Genomic DNA, 17,705 nt, shown 5'->3' with positions numbered 1-17,705 from the left:
GGTTACCTCAGCCTTGCCGGCCGACCGCTCTTAGGCTTCCTGCGCCCGCGCCAGCAGGATCGCCGCCCGAACTGCTTTTCTCTTACGAGAAGGCGTTGGCTTCTCGCCTGATAGAGTAGCTCGCGCGAATGGGTGCGCTTCCACCGCCTCAGCGACGTTGATTCGACAGCCATTCGCGAGCGGAACCACGCCGGTTGCCGGATTGGCGAGGAACGCATCGACGGCCGCGTTCACCTCATCGTCGGCGACGGCCTTGGCCTTGAAGAGTTCGCCGACGGTGGGATTGGGGTCCGGCATTTTCGGTCCGTTTTGCCCCTGGCGCCTACCATGTGCTTACTAGCGAACGTCTATGGTAAGCAGCACCGTCGCTAGGTCATTGTAATAATTGGTGGGCGGTGAGGGACTCGAACCCCCGACCCTCTCCGTGTAAAGGAGACGCTCTACCAACTGAGCTAACCGCCCGCTCCGGCCGCGCAGCGTTACGAAAGCCAACGCGCCTGCGCAAGTCCGCCCCACGGCCTCCCCTCCCCCGCCGACGAAAAAAGCCCCCGAAGCGTGGCTCCGGGGGCTTCACTCATTGCGTGGGTCGCTGGATTAGTGGGCGATGACCGCCGCACCGTCCTCGTCCCGCTTCGGCGCCTTGGCCGGGAGCGGCTCGTCCCATTCGATGGGCTCGGGCTGGCGCACGAGGGCGTGCTGCAGCACCTGATCCATCCGCGAGACGGGCACGATCTCGAGGCCGTTCTTCACGCTGTCGGGCACCTCGGCGATGTCCTTGGCGTTCTCCTCCGGGATCAGCACCGTCTTGATGCCACCGCGAAGCGCGGCAAGCAGCTTCTCCTTCAGGCCGCCGATCGGCAGGACGCGACCGCGCAGGGTCACCTCACCGGTCATCGCCACGTCACGGCGCACCGGGATGCCGGTGAGCGTCGAGATGATGGCGGTGGCCATGGCGATGCCCGCCGACGGCCCGTCCTTCGGGGTCGCCCCCTCGGGAACGTGGACGTGGATGTCCCGACGCTCGAACAGCGGCGGCTCGATGCCGAAGTCGATGGCCCGCGAGCGGACATAGCTCGCCGCCGCCGAGATCGACTCCTTCATCACGTCGCGCAGGTTGCCCGTGACCGTCATCTTGCCCTTACCGGGCATCATGACACCCTCGATCGTCAGCAGCTCGCCGCCGACCTCGGTCCAGGCCAGACCCGTGACGACGCCGACCTGATCGTCCGCGTCGATCTCGCCGTAGCGGAACTTCGGCGGGCCGAGGAATTCCGGCAGCGTCTCGGGGTTGGCCTCGACCTGCTTCACCTTGGTGATCAGGATCTCCTTCACCGCCTTGCGGATCAGGTTGGAGATCTCGCGCTCCAGGTTGCGGACGCCCGCCTCCCGCGTGTAGCGGCGGATGAGCATCATCAGGCCGTCGTCGGTGATCGACCACTCGTCGGGGCCGAGCCCGTGCTTCTTGACCGCCTCGGGGATCAGGTGGCGGCGAGCGATCTGCAGCTTCTCCTCTTCGGTGTAGCCGGCGATACGGATCACCTCCATCCGGTCCATGAGCGGGCCGGGGATGTTGAGCGTGTTCGCGGTCGTCACGAACATCACGTTCGACAGGTCGTAATCGACCTCGAGGTAATGGTCGTTGAAGGTCGCGTTCTGCTCCGGATCCAGCACCTCGAGGAGCGCCGCCGACGGATCGCCGCGGAAGTCCATGCCCATCTTGTCGATCTCGTCGAGCAGGATGAGCGGGTTCGAGGTCTTGGCCTTGCGCATCGACTGAACGATCTTGCCGGGCATCGAGCCGATATAGGTCCGGCGGTGACCGCGGATCTCGGCCTCGTCACGCACGCCGCCGAGCGACATGCGGACGAATTCGCGGCCCGTGGCCTTGGCGATCGACTTGCCGAGCGAGGTCTTGCCGACGCCGGGGGGACCGACGAGGCAGAGGATCGGGCCGGTGAGCTTGTTCGCCCGCTGCTGCACGGCGAGGTACTCGACAATCCGGTCCTTGACCTTGTCGAGGCCGAAGTGATCCGAGTCGAGGATCGCTTGCGCGCCGAGCAGGTCCTTCTTGATCTTCGAGCGCTTGCCCCACGGGATGCCGAGCATCCAGTCGAGGTAGTTGCGCACGACCGTGGCCTCGGCCGACATCGGCGACATCTGACGCAGCTTCTTCAGCTCCGCGGTGGCCTTGTCGCGGGCCTCCTTCGTCAGCTTGGTCTTCTCGATCTTTTCTTCCAGCTCGGCCAGCTCGTCGCGACCGTCTTCGGAATCGCCGAGCTCCTTCTGGATCGCCTTCATCTGCTCGTTGAGGTAGTACTCGCGCTGGGTCTTCTCCATCTGCCGCTTGACGCGGGTCCGGATGCGCTTTTCCACCTGCAGAACGGAGATCTCGCTCTCCATCAGCGACAGCACGCGCTCCAGGCGCTGCGCCACCGTGGGGATCTCGAGGATCGCCTGCTTGTCGGCGATCTTGACCGCGAGGTGCGAGCCGACGGTGTCGGCGAGCTTGGACGGCTCGTCGATCTGCGTGACGGCGGAGACGACCTCGGGCGAGATCTTCTTGTTGAGCTTAACGTAGTTCTCGAACTCGGAGATGACCGAGCGGGCGAGCGCCTCCGCCTCGACGCGGTCGCCGAGGTCGTCGGCGAGCGTGAGGGCACGCGCCTCGTAGTATTCGTCGGAGCGGACGAACTCCTCGATCTGCGCGCGACCGGCGCCCTCGACCAGCACCTTCACGGTGCCGTCGGGCAGCTTGAGGAGCTGCAGCACGGAGGCGAGCGTGCCGATCGTGTAGATGGCATCAGTGGCCGGATCGTCGTCACTGGCGTTGATCTGCGTCGCGAGCAGGATGTGCCGGTCCGAGCGCACCGCCTCCTCAAGCGCGCGGATCGACTTCTCGCGGCCCACGAAGAGGGGCACGATCATGTGCGGAAACACGACGATGTCGCGCAGCGGCAGGACGGCGTAAGAGCCCGTCGAACCGGGAACGACCGGCTGGCGCGATTTCGACTGGGTCATAGGGTCTTCCCTTGATCTGTTGACGCCGGGCATTCGCTCCTCGTTGGAGAGCAAGCATCCTGCCAGGTGCCGACCGGGCCGCGAAGGGTCGGAAGCGGATAATCAGTTTGCGGCTGGTGGCGCAGGCCCGACCTTTCGGGAGAGTGAAGCGTAGGGCGCTGCGTTGAGCCTGAAATGGTCGTTGCGGAAGGCGCTTTCAAGCGCGCTGCCCCCCGGAACGAAAGAGGGCCGCCGGCTCAAAACCGTGCGGCCCTCGAGGTTTGCCGATCAGGCGCTGACGCTGGCCGGTGCGTCCTTGTTGCGATCGCCGTGGATGAAGAGCGGCTTCGATTTGCCGTCCACCACCTCGGGGCCGATGACGACCTGCTCGACCGAATCGAGACCCGGCAGGTCGTACATCGTGTCGAGGAGGATGGTCTCCAGGATCGACCGGAGACCGCGGGCGCCGGTCTTGCGCTCGATGGCCTTGCGGGCGACGAGGCCGAGGGCCTCGTCCTGGAAGGTCAGCTCGACGTTCTCCATCTCGAACAGCCGCTGGTACTGCTTGACCAGGGCGTTCTTGGGCTCCTGCAGGATCTTCTTGAGGGCCTCCTCGTCGAGGTCCTCAAGCGTCGCCAGCACCGGCAGACGGCCGACGAATTCGGGGATGAGGCCGAACTTCAGCAGATCCTCCGGCTCGACCGAGCGGAAGATTTCGCCTGTACGCCGATCATCGGGGGCCTGCACCGCGGCGCCGAAGCCGATCGAGGTGCCCTTGCCGCGCTGGGAAATGATGCGCTCAAGGCCCGCGAAGGCGCCGCCGCAGATGAACAGGATGTTGGTGGTGTCGACCTGCAGGAACTCCTGCTGCGGGTGCTTGCGGCCGCCCTGCGGAGGCACGGAGGCGACGGTGCCCTCCATGATCTTCAGGAGCGCCTGCTGCACGCCCTCGCCCGAGACGTCGCGGGTGATCGAGGGATTGTCCGACTTGCGGGAGATCTTGTCGATCTCGTCGATGTACACGATGCCGCGCTGCGCCCGCTCGACGTTGTAGTCGGAGGCCTGGAGCAGCTTGAGGATGATGTTCTCGACGTCCTCGCCGACATAGCCGGCCTCGGTCAGCGTCGTCGCATCCGCCATGGTGAAGGGCACGTCGAGGATGCGGGCGAGCGTCTGCGCGAGCAGCGTCTTGCCCGAGCCGGTCGGCCCGATCAGCATGATGTTGGACTTGGCGAGCTCGACGTCGTTGTGCTTCGTCGCGTGGGCGAGGCGCTTGTAGTGGTTGTGCACGGCCACCGAAAGAACCTTCTTGGCGAAGTCCTGCCCGATGACATAGTCGTCGAGGACCCGCCGGATCTCCTTCGGGGTCGGCACCCCGTCGCGGGACTTCACCAGCGAGGACTTCGATTCCTCACGGATGATGTCCATGCACAGCTCGACGCACTCGTCGCAGATGAACACCGTCGGGCCCGCAATCAGCTTGCGAACCTCGTGCTGGCTCTTGCCGCAGAACGAGCAGTACAGCGTGCTCTTGGAGTCGTTGCCGCCTGTCTTGCTCATATCGGTCTCCGGTTCGCAGGCGCGGCCCCAGCCAGGAGGGCACGCGCGTCGATCATACGATGTAAGCGCATCCGCCTAAAGAAACAGTCACACAGGGCGGATGCGTCGGGATTGAGGCACTCTGAATCCCGATGCAATCATGCAGCCGGCTCGGGATCAACCGGCCTAGGGACCGGGACGGGCGCCCAAAAGACGCATGCCCCGACATGGTCGGGATAGCGCACCCTGCGCGCCGCCGGTTCCCGGTCAGGCGGCAGCCGGCTCCGGGCGCTTGTGCAGGATGTCGTCGATCAGGCCAAACTCCTTGGCCGCGTCGGCGGTCATGAAGTTGTCGCGCTCGAGCGCCTGATGGATCGTCTCGTAGTCGCGGCCCGTGTGCTTCACGTAGATCTCGTTGAGCCGCTTCTTCAGGGCTTCGATCTCGCGGGCATGGATCAGGATATCCGTGGCCTGGCCCTGGAAGCCGCCGGAGGGCTGGTGGACCATGATCCGGGCGTTCGGCAGGGCGAAACGGTGGCCGGGCTCGCCAGCGGTGAGCAGGAGCGAGCCCATCGAGGCGGCCTGACCGACGCAGAGCGTCGTGACGGGGCAGCGGATGAACTGCATCGTGTCGTAGATCGACAGACCCGACGTCACCACACCGCCGGGCGAGTTGATGTAGAAGGAGATTTCCTTCTTCGGGTTCTCGGCCTCCAGGAACAGGAGCTGGGCGACGATCAGCGACGCGCCCTGGTCCTCGACGGGGCCGGTCAGGAAGATGATCCGCTCGCGCAGGAGCCGGGAATAGATGTCGAAGGCGCGCTCGCCGCGGCTCGACTGCTCGACCACCATGGGCACGAGCGAATTGTGGAAGTAGTCGACCGGATCTCTCATATCAGCCCTCGGCTCCGGAGTCCGGCCCCGGAGCGAATCGCTCGGGGCCGGTTGGTTACAGCGAACATGGCAGCCGTTAACGCCGCCTGATCTCTCTCGAGACCGCCGCCCGCCGCGGAGCCGGTGGGTCGGCGATCAGCCGGCAGCCTTATCGGCCGCCGCCTCGTTGCTGGACTCGCTCGGCTTCTCGTCCGTCGAAGCCGCATCGGCCTCGTCGTCTTCGGCGAAGAGCGCCTCCTTGGAGACGGGTTCCTCGACGACCTGGACCTGACCGAGGACGTGGTCGACGACCTTCTCCTCGAACAGCGGCGCGCGAAGCTCGGCGAGCGCCTGCGGATTGTTGCGGTAGAAGTCGTAGACCTGCTTCTCCTGGCCCGGGAACTGCCGGATCCGGGCGAACAGAGCCTGATTGACCTCGTCATCCGAGACCTTGATATCGGCGGTCTCGCCGACTTGCGCAAGCACCAGACCGAGGCGGACGCGCCGCTCGGCGATCTTGCGGTACTCCGCCTGGGAGGCCTCCTCGGTGGTGCCCTCGTCCTCGAAGGTCTTGCCGCGGTTCTTCAGGTCCTGCTCGACCTGCGCCCACACGGCGGCGAACTCCTGGTGGACGAGGCTCGGGGGCAGGTCGAAGGCGTACTTGCCGTCGAGCGCGTCGAGCAGCTCCTTCTTGAGCTTGCGCCGGGACTGAGCCTCGTAATCGGCGCCGACGGCCTTGGAGACGGCCTCCTTCAGCTTCTCCAGGTCGTCCATGCCGAAGCGCTTGGCGAGCTCGTCGTCGATCTTGGTCTCGCCGGGGGCGGCGACCGCCTTCACGGTCACGTCGAACTCGGCGTCCTTACCGGCGAGCTGCTCGGCCTGGTAATCGGCCGGGAAGGCGACCTTCACGAGACGCGAGTCGCCGACCTTGGCGCCGACGAGCTGGTCCTCGAAGCCGGGGATGAAGGTGTTGGAGCCGAGTTCCAGATCGACATCCTCGCCCTTGCCGCCCTCGAACTCGGTGCCGTCGATACGGCCGACGAAGTCGATGGTGACGCGGTCGCCGGATTGCGCCTCTGCGCCCTCCTCGCGGGGCTCGAAGGAGCGGCTGTCCTTGGCCATGCGCTCCAGCGTCTCGTTGATCTCCTCATCAGAGGGCTTGAGCACGAGCTTCTTGATCGAGACGTCCGAGAGGTCGGCGAGCTCGAAGCTCGGCAGCACTTCGAGCTTCACCTTGAAGGCGAGGTCGCCCTTGGCGTCGAGCGCGCGCTCGATAATGTTCTGCTCTTCGTCCTTCGGGAACTCGATCTGCGGCTCGAGGGCGAGGCGCAGGCCCTTGTCGGCGACGATCTGCTGGTTCGCCTCGTTGACGGCGTTCTGCAGCACGTCGGCCATCACGGACTTGCCGTAGACCTTGCGCAGGTGCGCGACCGGCACCTTGCCGGGGCGGAAGCCCTTGATCTGGACCTTGCCCTTGATGTTCGAGAGCTCGGTGTTGAGGCGATCCTCAAGCTCGGTCGCGGGGAGGAGCACCTGAAACTCGCGCTTCAGCCCCTCGGAGGTCGTCTCGGTCACCTGCATCGTCGTTCGTCCGCTTTTGTCTAAAACCGCAATCTCGTCTTCGCGTGCCGCTGCGCCATGGGAGAGGTCCCGGCGGGAACCGATTCGGTCCCGGCGCCGACCCCGTACGGACTTGGTGCGGGCGGAGGGGCTCGAACCCCCACGTCTTGCGACACTGGAACCTAAATCCAGCGCGTCTACCAGTTCCGCCACGCCCGCGAGCGCCATCGACACGAGCCCGGATACCGGGCCGTCGAAGCGGGCGTCTATAGCACGCGCGCCCAAAGCCGCAGCAAAAAACTTGCGGAAGGGTTTGCCGGTGGCGGGGCGGGCGCCGCCTGTCTACAACCCCTTTCCGATCCAGCGACGACGCGAGACGCTATGCGAAAGCCCGACCCGATGGCCCAGCCCGAGCCGGGATCCTTTTCGCGACGCGGCCTGCTCGCCGGCAGCGCCGCCCTCGCACTGATGTCGACCTCCGCCGGAGCACAAACCCCGGCCGAAAAGGCACCCACCGGCAAGGCCCCGCCGTCGGAGCCGAGACCCCTCAAGGCAGCCCCCGCCAAGCTCCGCCTGAAACCGGAGCCTGCGTCGGAGACAGCGGTGTGGCGGCTCGGCGAGGAGGCGGCACCGATCCTGCGGATCAAGCTCGGCGAGCCGCTGCGCCTGCGCGTCGAGAACGGGACCGACAAGCCGCTGTCGCTGCACTGGCACGGGGTGCGCACCCGCAACGCCATGGACGGCGTCGGCGGCGTCACGCAGGAGCCGATCAAGCCGGGCGAAGGCTTCACCTACGATTTCACGCCGCCCGATGCCGGCACCTTCCTGATCCGACCGCTCGTGGTTGGCGGGTCGAGCGAGCCCTCGGGTCGGGGCATCGCCGGCCTGCTGATCGTGGAGGAGCCCTCCCCGCCCGCAGTCGATGGAGACTTCGCGCTGCTGCTACAGGATTGGCGGCTCGACGAGGCCGGCGCGCTCCAACCCTTCGGGCAGGTCGCCTTCGCTGCCGCGGCCGGGCGACTGGGAAGCGTGGTCACCCTCAACGGAAAGCCGATTCCGCTCAGCCTCGAGGCACGGCCCGGCAGCCGCCTGCGCCTGCGGCTCGCCAATGCCTGCAACGCGCGCGGCATGCGCATCCGCTTCGACGGCGTGAGAGCCTATGTCGCGGCGGTGGATGGGCAGCCCACCGACACGTTCGAGCCGCTGAAGGCGACGTTGCCGCTGGCGCCGGGCACGCGCTACGACCTCCTCCTCGACCTTCCCACACAAGCCGGGCCGGCCGGCGCGATCACCGCTCTGATCGGCCAGGGTCTGCCACTGGCGACTCTCACCGCCTCCGGCGAGCCGGTGCCGCAGGCCGGCCGCGCGGCGATCGGCTCGATCCCGGAGAACAAACGCCTGCCCGCCGAGATCCGCCTGCAGAATGCCCTGCGGCGCGACCTCGTGCTGACGGGCGGCGTGCGGCCGGACAAGTCCAAACCCGGCACCGAGACGCCCTATTCCGGCGATCCGGTACGAGTCTGGCAAATCAATGGGGCGAGCGGCACAGCAGGGGCGGCGCCCCTGTTCTCGGTCAAGCGCGGCGGCGTCGTGGTGCTGGCGATCCGAAACGACACCAGCTTCATCCAGAGCCTGCACCTGCACGGTCACGTCTTCCGCCTGCTGCACCAGCTCGACGACGGCTGGGAGCCCTACTGGCTCGACACCGTGCAGATCCCGGACGGCAAAAGCGCCCAGATCGCCTTCGTAGCCGACAATCCTGGGCGCTGGCTGCTCAGCGGGACCGTGCTGGAGCGGTTCGACACCGGACTGTGGACGAGCTTCGAGGTGAGCTGACGCCCATCAACGGGGCGGCGGGAAGGTCCAGAAGAACTCGCCCGCGCGCCCGCCCTGGAGCGAGACCTGCCGGCTGAGGAAGCCGCACTCCGCCGCGAGGGCAGTCTCGCTCCAGCCGGTGCAGGAGATCATCTTCAGGGAGACGGGGTCGTCGTCGAGGCGGTGCTCGGACGGCGAGCGCACCATCAGCCCCGACAGCAGCACGACGCAGTGATAGACCCGGAGCGCGCAGGGCAGCCGCCGCGCCCGCTCGAAGTTGCGGCGGAAGGTTTCGGGATTGTCGCTGGGGGAGCCCCAGAATGATCTCGACGGCGAGGCTCGCCGCCGCGTCGAGCTTCGCAAAGGTCTCGTCGAAGCGCCGCTCGTCGTAAGTACGGTCGACATGGGCCAGCACCGCGTTATCAAAATCTTTGCAGGCCGATGCCGGCATTGGCGTTGCTGACGGTGGCCAGGAAATCGAGATGCTCCCGGCGCACCGCCGCCGGGTAGACCTCGCAGAGCGAGCACAGCCCCGATAGGTCTGGAGCACGCCCAGGCCGCCGTGCTGCACGAGGTTCAGCGCGTAGGGCGAGGCGAGGCTGTCAAGATCGGCGAGCGGTCGCGCCGCGGGGTCTCGCCGTCGCAGACGACAATGCCGCGCGGAGCGCCGACGGCGTGCAGTGTTCGAGCGTCACGAGTTCCAGGAAGGTCTCCTCGCCCTCGCTGATGACGAGGACGTCGATGTCATCCGCCGCGAGGAAGGGCAGGCGCGCGAACATGACCGGTCGCGCCGAGGGACCGCCGAAGACGACGAGCCGGGCCGGATCGTCCGCCTTGATCAGCCCGGCCACAAGGCAGAGGAAGGGCAGCGACCAGAGATCGGCCGAGACGCCGACGATGTCGGGGTCAAACGCGGCCGCCGCCCGATCAAAGTCGGACGGCGGCTTCGAGACCTCGCTGGCAGCCCTACTCGCTGGCAGCTTCGTGGGCCGCGATCACTTCATTGGCAGCGTCGGATCGCCGAAGCGCTTGGCGAGGAAGAGGATGTCGTCCTCGCTCTTCGCCTGCTCCACCAGGCTGCCCTTCTCCTCGTCGAAGAACCACGTGTCGTATTTCGACGGGGTGGGGGCCGGCCGGCTGGAGGGACGCAGGACGATGTCACCGCCCTCGATCGAACGGATCACCTCGTTGGCCCGCAGCGCCTTGTGGACGAGGCCCTCGATCGTGGCCGGGCGGCCAGCGACCGCGGTCGGCGTCAGGGTGTTGGCGGCGGTCGCAGAGAAGGACGGCAGGGTCAGCCCCGCATCGAACGACCAGATCGCCCGCTTTTTGTGGAAGCCGATCAGTTTAATGCCGCTGTCGCCTTCGCTGACCTGATCCGCCCCGGTCTGCGAGCCCTGCGGAACCCCGTATTGCGACGCCGCGGCGTTGAGAGCGGAGGCGCCGTAGGTCTGCGCGTAGGCCGCCAGAGACGAGGCACCCCACCGTCCCGCCACCGCGACACCGTAGTGGAAGTTGAGGAACTGCGTCCCAACGCCGGCCGTGTTGATCACGCCGATGCTGTTGGGGAACATCATCGGCGTGAAGCTGCCCTGGACCATGCCGAGATGGGTCGGCAGCAGCACCGTGAAGCTGTTCGGGCCGACCATCCGGCCGTCGGCATCGACGGTCGGAACAAGCGTCGCCTTCGCCCCGAAGATCCGGTTGGTGCCGGCACCGCCCGTGATGATGTCCTCGCCCGCCTTAATCGCGCCGGCATAGACGCCGGAGGCCGGGGTCACCCCGTCCGGCATGCCGAGGATGAAGCGGAGATCGAACAGCACGCTCTGCAGATCGAAGCCGCCACGTCCCGGAGCACCGATCCAGCCGCGGTAGCCTTCCGTCAGGCTCTGCTGGCTGGCGAAGCCGAACGGGCTCCTCCAGGCGAGGCCGCCGTAGAGCGGATTGCGCCACCCGGCGACGCTGCCGACCAGGGCGTCCCAGGCCGCACGGTTCCAGCCGTCGAGATCCCCATCGAGGCCGGTCGCACCGGCACCGAGGACACGGGCTTCGACCTGGGCACGATCCTCCGCAAGGGTCGCGGCGGTCGCGCGCTGGTTCTGCGCGGTATTGGCGGCCGGCAGCTGGATGAAGCCGGTATCGCCGATCAGCAGATCGTTGCCGTCGCCGCCACCAATCCGGTCGTTTCCGCTCAGGAAGCTGTCGCCACGGGACGCGATGGAGGCGATCCAGTGCAGCGCCACCGACTTCAGATCGACTGGATAGTCCGCCACGATATGCTGCTGCATGGCGGCGAACCGCTCGGCGACGCGGGCCGTGACGGCCGCCTCGACTCCGGCCGCCGCGGAGGCGGTCGCGGGATCGTTGACCGCGAGGCCGCGCGCCACACCGGGCTGGAACAGGACGAGGGTGTCGCCGACCACGAGGTCGTCGCCGGCCCCGCCCTCGATCGTGTCGTTGCCGATCGACACCACGTGGTTCGCCGCCATCCCCTCCGGCAGACCTTCGGCGAGGATCCGATTCAGCGGCTTCTGCGCCATCGTCTCCAGCTTCACCGTCACCGCCGCCTGCGCGACGCGGCCCGTCATGGCGAGGTCGGTGATGACCGACCGCAGGTCGGAGAGGGCATCGCTGAGCGCGAGGGCCGCATCGACCGACAGGCTGCGCAGCGGACCCGCGCCCTGAACGACGGTGCGCGCCGCATCGCCGACGATGAAGTCGTCGCCCTCGTCACCGCTGATGGTGTCATTGCCGTAGGTGATCGTCCGGCTCGGGCCGCCCTGAAGCAGGGCGACGCCGCGGCTGAGCGTCGCGAACACACCGAGTAGATCGGAGGCCGAGGCCGAGACCTTGTCGATCTGGGTGTTGAGCGCGGCGAAGGCCGTCACGTCGAGCGTATAGGTCTCGCTGCTGTCGCCGTAGATCGTGTCGTTGCCCGCGCCGCCCTCGATGGTGTCGTTGCCGGCCAGCACGTTGTTGGTGCCGTAGAGGCTCGGAACCAGCGAGGCATAGACGGTAAGCGTAGCCCCGTCATTGCGCCGGATCGGATCGGACCCGGCGATGTCGGAGACCACACCCGCCATCGACGGATAGACCTCGATGCGCGGGGTGCCGGCGCCGAGCGCGCCGGGCACGAGGTTGAGGGCCGGCACGACGACCTCGCCGCCGAGCGGCAGCACGAGGCCGGTCTCCGCCGCGGCACCGATCAGCCGGACCGCGTTGACGATGGTCGGCCGATCGGAGGGAGTCTCCGACAGGTTCGATGCGCGGTCGCCGTAGATCAGGTCGTCGCCGCCGACACCCATCAGGATGTCGTTGCCGCGCTGGCCGAACAGCACGTCGTTGCCCTCGCCGCCCGCGATGATGTCGTCGTCGGCCTTGGCCAGTGAGACGGTGAGCGCCGAGGTCGCCCAGGCTCCCCCCATGCCCGTGGTCAGGTGCGTGCCCGAGCCGTCGCGGGCACCGACCGCGAGGACGAGGTCGGCCTGCGCCAGCTTCTCGGCGAGGTCGGCGGTGCGTGCGGCGGCCGATTGCGCGTCGGTAGCAATGGAGGCGGTGACGGTGCCGATCTCCTCCAGCACCACGTCGCGGTGCCAAGTGCCGTCGCTGTTGAGCACAGCGGTGCCGTCCCGGGTGTAGGCACGCACGATTCGGCCCTCGTCGCCGAGGAGGTAATCGACGCCGGTGCCGCCATCGATCCGGTCGCGGCCGAGGCCACCGACGATCTCGTCGGAGCCTTCCTCGCCGTAGATGAGGTCGTCGCCCATCTGGCCGAAAATCCGGTCATCGCCCGCGCCGCCGGCAATCGCGTCGTTGCCGCCGACGAAGTCGATGAGGTCGAAGCGCAACACGTCGCGCATCACCGTGTCGGCGAAGGTGCCGGGATTGCGCTGCCACGTGACCGACCTCACGTCGTCCACGAGGACGTTGCGGGTGATGACGCCGTTGTCGCCGAGGATCACGTCCGCGCCGTCGCCGCCGTTGATGTCGTCGTCGCCGTCGGATCCACCGAGCACGTTGTGCCCGCCGGTGATGTCGTCGTCGCCCTCACCGCCGCGGAGCGTGTCGTTGCCCTGCTGGCCGTAGAGGAAGTCGTCGCCCGCGCCGCCCTCGATCGTGTCGTTGCCGCCACCATCGGTGGCTGCGGTGAAGATCGAGACCGCGCGCTGGTTCACCGGCAGAGCCCGGTCGTACAGCATGTGGTCGCCGAACAGCACGTCGTGGCCGCCGCCGCCGAGGATCACGTCCGCACCGGTGCCACCGGCCGCGAAGTCGTTGCCGTCGCCGGCTTCGATGTGGTCGCCGCCGCCCGCGAGCGGGTCGGTGGAAGCCACCCGCCGGATCACCGCGCGGCCGGTCGCCAGGGCGAGATCCGCCCGGCCGTTGTCGCCGAGGATCATGTCGGCGCCCGTGCCGGTGACGATGCGGTCTGCACCGATGCCACCGAGGACGAGATTGTCGCCGTTGCCGGCCACGATCCGGTCGTCACCGCCGGCGATCGGATCGATCGTCTCGAGCACGACCATGACGCCGCCGGAGAAGGTGGCCCGGCCCTGGTCACCGAGGATGGCGTCGGCGCCCGCGCCGGTGGTGATGGCGTCGCCGCCCAGTCCGCCGAGAACGAGGTTGTCGCCCTCGCCCGCCCGGATCGTGTCGCCCGCGCCGTTGAGGGCGTCGAGGGTCGTCACCGAGGCGATGACGCCGAGCCCGAACCGGGCCTCACCGCTGTCGCCCAGCACGATGTCCGCGCCGGCACCGGTGTCGATCGTGTCGCTGCCGACGCCCCCGAGGACGAGGTTGTCGCCCTCGCCGGCCCGGATCGTGTCGTCACCGCCGAGCGCGGTGTCGGTCGAGACCGCCTGTGCGAGGCCGTCGGCGTCGCGGCGCACGAGGCCGCTATCGCCCAGGACCACGTCGCGGCCCGAGCCGGTCTCGATGACATCGGCATCCATGCCGCCGATGACGATGTTGGCGCCCTCGCCGGCCTTGATCGTGTCGCGGCCGCCGATCCCGGCATCCAGGCTGCGCGCCTGCACGAAGCGACCGCCCACGTAGAGGGCCTCACCACTGTCGCCGAGGATCACGTCCGCGCCGAGTCCGGTGGTGATCGCGTCGCCACCAAAGCCGCCGACGACGAGGTTGTCGCCTACGCCTGCTTCGATGGTGTCGTCGCCCCCAAGTCCGGTGTCGGTGGACAGGATCTGCTTGAGCAGGCCGGCCGCGTCGTAGCTGACCGAGCCGAAGTCACCGAGGATGACGTCCGCGCCCTTGCCAGAGCTGATCGTGTCGGCTTCCGTGCCGCCGAGGGCGAGGTTGTCGCCGTCGCCGAGGTTGAGCATGTCCTTGCCGCCGTCGGCCGGAGCCGTGGTGGCCACGCTCACGCGCACGCTGCCGGCAAACACCGCCACACCGCTGTCGCCGAGCACGATGTCGTTGCCGCCCAGCACCGTCACCGTGTCGGCGCCGGCACCGGCGATGACGAGGTTGTCGCCCGCGCCCGCTTCGATCGTGTCGGCGCCGCCGATGGCCATGTCCAGGCTCTCGGCCCGCTCGACCAGACCCTTCGCGTTGAAGCGGACCTGACCGGCATCACCCAGCACCGTGTCGCGGCCCGAGCCGGTCACGATCGTGTCGCCGCCGAAGCCGCCGAGCACGACGTTGTCGCCCTCGCCCGCCCGGATCGCGTCCGCATCACCCACGCCCGGATTCATCGTGCGAACGAAGACCGGAACGAAGGCCGAGAGCGTCACCGCGCCGTTGTCGCCGAGGATCACGTCCGCGCCCGAGCCCGCCGTGATCGTATCGGCCCCGACGCCGCCGATCACCACCGAGCCGCCGTCGCCGACCGAGATCTCATCGCGGCCACCGACGTCCGGCGCCGTCGAGGCGATCTCGACCGGCCGTGCCTGCGCATCGAGATCGACGCTGCCGTTGTCGCCGAGCACGACCGAGCGGCCGGCACCCAGCGTCAGACGGTCCGCGCCCGAGCCGCCGAGCACCACGCCGTTGCCGACGCCGAGCGTGATCGTGTCGTCACCGGATACGGCGACGTCCGTGCTCTCGACCCGAACCGGGCTGCCGTTGACGAGCCGGACGAGGCCCGCATCGCCGATGACGATGGCGTCGCCCGATTGCCCCTCGACCGTGTCGCCGCCGGCTCCGCCGATGACGAGCTTGCGGCCGTTGCCGAGCTTGATCGTGTCGGCCGCGCCGACGGCGGGGGTCAGGCTCTGGGCCAGGGTGAGCACACCGGCCGCATAGTCGAGGCTGCCGCTGTCGCCGAGGACGGTCTTGGCGCCGTCGCCCGCCGTCAGCGTGTCGACGCCGAAGCCACCGAGGATGGTGTCGCTGCCGTCGCCGGCCGAGATCGTGTCGTTGCCGCCCAGGCCTGTGTCGGTGGACAGGACCTGCTTGAGCAGGCCCGCAGCGTCGTAGCTGACTGAGCCGAAATCGCCGAGGATGACGTCCGCGCCCTTGCCGGAGCTGATCGTGTCGGCTTCCGTGCCGCCGAGGGCGAGGTTGTCGCCGTCGCCGAGGTTGAGCATGTCCTTGCCGCCGTCGGCCGGAGCCGTGGTGGCCACGCTCACGCGCACGCTGCCGGCAAACACCGCCACACCGCTGTCGCCGAGCACGATGTCGTTGCCGCCCAGCACCGTCACCGTGTCGGCGCCGGCACCGGCGATGACGAGGTTGTCGCCCGCGCCCGCTTCGATCGTGTCGGCGCCGCCGATGGCCATGTCCAGGCTCTCGGCCCGCTCGACCAGACCCTTCGCGTTGAAGCGGACCTGACCGGCATCACCCAGCACCGTGTCGCGGCCCGAGCCGGTCACGATCGTGTCGCCGCCGAAGCCGCCGAGCACGACGTTGTCGCCCTCGCCCGCCCGGATCGCGTCCGCATCACCCACGCCCGCATTCGTCGTGCGAACGAAGACCGAAACGAAGGCCGAGAGCGTCACCGCGCCGTTGTCGCCGAGGATCACGTCCGCGCCCGAGCCCGCCGTGATCGTGTCGGCCCCGACGCCGCCGATCACCACCGAGCCACCGTCGCCGACCGAGATCTCATCGCGGCCACCGACGTCCGGCGCCGTCGAGGCGATCTCGACCGGCCGTGCCTGCGCATCGAGATCGACGCTGCCGTTGTCGCCGAGCACGACCGAGCGGCCGGCACCCAGCGTCAGACGGTCCGCGCCCGAGCCGCCAAGCACCACGCCGTTGCCGGCGCCGAGCGTGATCGTATCGTCACCGGATACGGCGACGTCCGTGCTCTCGACCCGAACCGGGCTGCCATTGACGAGCCGGACGAGGCCCGCATCGCCGAGGACGATGGCGTCGCCGGACCCGCCGTCGATGAGATCGCCGCCGGCGCCGCCGAGCACCAGCTTGCGGCCGTTGCCGAGGCGGATCGTGTCGGCCGCGCCGACGGCGGGGGTCAGGCTCTGGGCCAGGGTGAGCACACCGGCCGCATAGTCGAGGCTGCCGCTGTCGCCGAGGACGGTCTTGGCGCCGTCGCCCGCCGTCAGCGCGTCGACGCCGAAGCCACCGAGGATGGTGTCGCTGCCGTCGCCGGCCGAGATCGTGTCGTTGCCGCCCAGAGCCGTGTCGGTGGACAGGATCTGCCGGAGCAGGCCGGCCGCGTCGTAGCTGACGCTGCCGTGGTCGCCGAGGATGACGTCCGCGCCCTTGCCGGTGGTGATCGTGTCGGCATCCGTGCCGCCGATGACGAGGTTATCGCCGTCGCCCGCCGCGATCGTGTCGACCTCACCGATCTCCACATCCGTGGTGCGGACGAGGATCCGCTTGCCGTCGGTGCGGAAGGTGGCGAGGCCGTTGTCGCCCAGCACGACATCGGCGCCGGAGCCGGCGGTGATGGCATCGCTGCCGAAGCCGCCGAGGATGACGTTGTCGCCGTCGCCCGCTGCGATCGTGTCGTCGTCGCCGCGGTTCGGGTTGAGCGTGGCCACGCGCACCAAGCGTCCGCCGGTGAAGCTCGCCTCACCGAAATCGCCGAGGATGAGATCCGCGCCCTTGCCGGTGGTGATCTCGTCGCGGCCCGCGCCGCCGAGGACGACGTTGTCACCGTCGCCGGCGCGGATGACGTCGCCCGCGCCGCGGCGTTCGTCGGTGGTGGTGACCTCGCGGACGAGGCCGTTCTCGAAGGTCACGACACCTAGGTCGCCGAGCACGATGTCGGCGCCCGAACCCGTGGTGATGTCGTCGGAGCCGACGGCGCCGATGACGATGTTGTCGCCGTCGCCGCCCTTGATCACGTCGCGGGCGCCGTCATCCGGATCGGTCGAGGCGAACGAGACCCGCACGCCTCCCTCGAACAGCGCGGTGCCGTTGTCGCCGAGGATCACGTCGTTGCCGCCGAGCGTGGTGATCGTGTCGCTGCCGGCGCCGCCGATGACCACGTTGTCGCCGCCGCCCGCCTCGACGACGTCGTCGTCGCCGAAGGTCGGATCGAGGCTCTCGGCGCGCGTCAGGCGTCCCTGAGCGTCGAAGGTGAGGCGACCGTCGTCGCCCAGCACGATGTCGGCATCGGCATCGTCCCGGCCGGCATCGATCGTATCGGCGCCGAGGCCGCCGAGGACGACGTCCGCTCCCGCACCCGTCCTGAGGACGTCACGCGTTCCGCCGTCACGGCTGCTCTGGACGAGGGCGCGCAGGCCGAGTTCGAACCGCACGAGGCCGTTGTCGCCCAGCACGACGTCGCCGCCCGTGCCGGTGACGATCGTGTCGCTGCCGGAGCCGCCGAGCACGATGTTTTCGCCGTCGCCGGCGTCGATCCGGTCGTTTCCGGCGTCGTTGGTATCCGTCGATGCGAACGCGACCCGCACGCCGCTCTCGAACACGGCGTAGCCATGGTCGCCGATGACGACGTCGCTACCGCCAAGCGCCGTGACGACATCGCTGCCGGCACC

Annotated in this window: 9 protein-coding genes and 2 tRNA genes (1 of these 11 cut by a window edge); 1 reads left to right on the top strand and 10 read right to left on the bottom strand. The window is 68.5% G+C overall.

Annotated elements, in window-relative coordinates; translation table 11 throughout:
* Positions 1-30 precede the first annotated feature (30 nt).
* The 7 genes from LPC10_RS12235 to LPC10_RS12205 form a co-directional block, all read right to left on the bottom strand.
* Positions 31-297: a hypothetical protein gene (locus LPC10_RS12235; protein WP_231346906.1), complete on the bottom strand. Its 267-nt coding sequence runs from the start codon at positions 295-297 to the stop codon at positions 31-33.
* A gap of 89 nt (positions 298-386) precedes the next feature.
* A tRNA-Val gene (locus LPC10_RS12230) sits at positions 387-462 on the bottom strand.
* Positions 463-594: 132 nt separating this feature from the next.
* Positions 595-3,018, bottom strand: a complete 2,424-nt coding sequence (lon, locus tag LPC10_RS12225) for an endopeptidase La (RefSeq protein ID WP_231346905.1) — start codon at positions 3,016-3,018, stop codon at positions 595-597.
* A gap of 267 nt (positions 3,019-3,285) precedes the next feature.
* Complete coding sequence (clpX, locus tag LPC10_RS12220) at positions 3,286-4,557, bottom strand: ATP-dependent Clp protease ATP-binding subunit ClpX (RefSeq protein ID WP_231346904.1); 1,272 nt, start codon at positions 4,555-4,557, stop codon at positions 3,286-3,288.
* Positions 4,558-4,803: 246 nt separating this feature from the next.
* Complete coding sequence (locus tag LPC10_RS12215) at positions 4,804-5,430, bottom strand: ATP-dependent Clp protease proteolytic subunit (RefSeq protein WP_231346903.1); 627 nt, start codon at positions 5,428-5,430, stop codon at positions 4,804-4,806.
* A gap of 135 nt (positions 5,431-5,565) precedes the next feature.
* Positions 5,566-6,990, bottom strand: coding sequence for a trigger factor (gene tig / locus LPC10_RS12210; protein WP_231346902.1), 1,425 nt, complete (start codon positions 6,988-6,990; stop codon positions 5,566-5,568).
* 113 nt (positions 6,991-7,103) lie between these two features.
* Positions 7,104-7,188 (bottom strand) — tRNA-Leu (locus LPC10_RS12205).
* Positions 7,189-7,350: 162 nt separating this feature from the next.
* Between LPC10_RS12205 and LPC10_RS12200 the strand changes: the two genes are divergently transcribed.
* Positions 7,351-8,805, top strand: a complete 1,455-nt coding sequence (locus tag LPC10_RS12200; RefSeq protein WP_231346901.1) for a multicopper oxidase family protein — start codon at positions 7,351-7,353, stop codon at positions 8,803-8,805.
* 6 nt (positions 8,806-8,811) lie between these two features.
* Here the strand turns inward: LPC10_RS12200 and LPC10_RS12195 are convergent, their stop codons facing one another.
* The 3 genes from LPC10_RS12195 to LPC10_RS12185 form a co-directional block, all read right to left on the bottom strand.
* Entirely contained in the window at positions 8,812-9,147 is a 336-nt protein-coding gene (locus tag LPC10_RS12195; protein ID WP_231346900.1) for a hypothetical protein, read from the bottom strand.
* 239 nt (positions 9,148-9,386) lie between these two features.
* Entirely contained in the window at positions 9,387-9,683 is a 297-nt protein-coding gene (locus LPC10_RS12190; RefSeq protein WP_231347023.1) for a hypothetical protein, read from the bottom strand.
* Between the two features lie 96 nt (positions 9,684-9,779).
* Positions 9,780-17,705: the end of an S-layer family protein gene (locus tag LPC10_RS12185; protein ID WP_231346899.1), read on the bottom strand. 38,286 nt of this gene lie beyond the right edge of the window; 7,926 of the gene's 46,212 nt are visible here — the last part of the coding sequence; the start codon falls outside the window, past its right edge — the gene reads right to left on this strand; its stop codon occupies positions 9,780-9,782.

Origin of the sequence: Methylorubrum sp. B1-46 (assembly GCF_021117295.1) — a bacterium.
Lineage (GTDB): Bacteria > Pseudomonadota > Alphaproteobacteria > Rhizobiales > Beijerinckiaceae > Methylobacterium.
The sequence above is the reverse complement of the archived record's forward strand: the minus strand, read 5'-3'. Positions and strand labels throughout refer to the sequence as shown.

Bases quoted from the DNA above. Each gene is read 5' to 3' on its own strand.
- LPC10_RS12235 (WP_231346906.1), bottom strand. From the start codon at position 297: ATGCCGGACCCCAATCCCACCGTCGGCGAACTCTTCAAGGCCAAGGCC.
- lon (WP_231346905.1), bottom strand. From the start codon at position 3,018: ATGACCCAGTCGAAATCGCGCCAGCCGGTCGTTCCCGGTTCGACGGGC.
- clpX (WP_231346904.1), bottom strand. From the start codon at position 4,557: ATGAGCAAGACAGGCGGCAACGACTCCAAGAGCACGCTGTACTGCTCG.
- LPC10_RS12215 (WP_231346903.1), bottom strand. From the start codon at position 5,430: ATGAGAGATCCGGTCGACTACTTCCACAATTCGCTCGTGCCCATGGTG.
- tig (WP_231346902.1), bottom strand. From the start codon at position 6,990: ATGCAGGTGACCGAGACGACCTCCGAGGGGCTGAAGCGCGAGTTTCAG.
- LPC10_RS12200 (WP_231346901.1), top strand. From the start codon at position 7,351: ATGCGAAAGCCCGACCCGATGGCCCAGCCCGAGCCGGGATCCTTTTCG.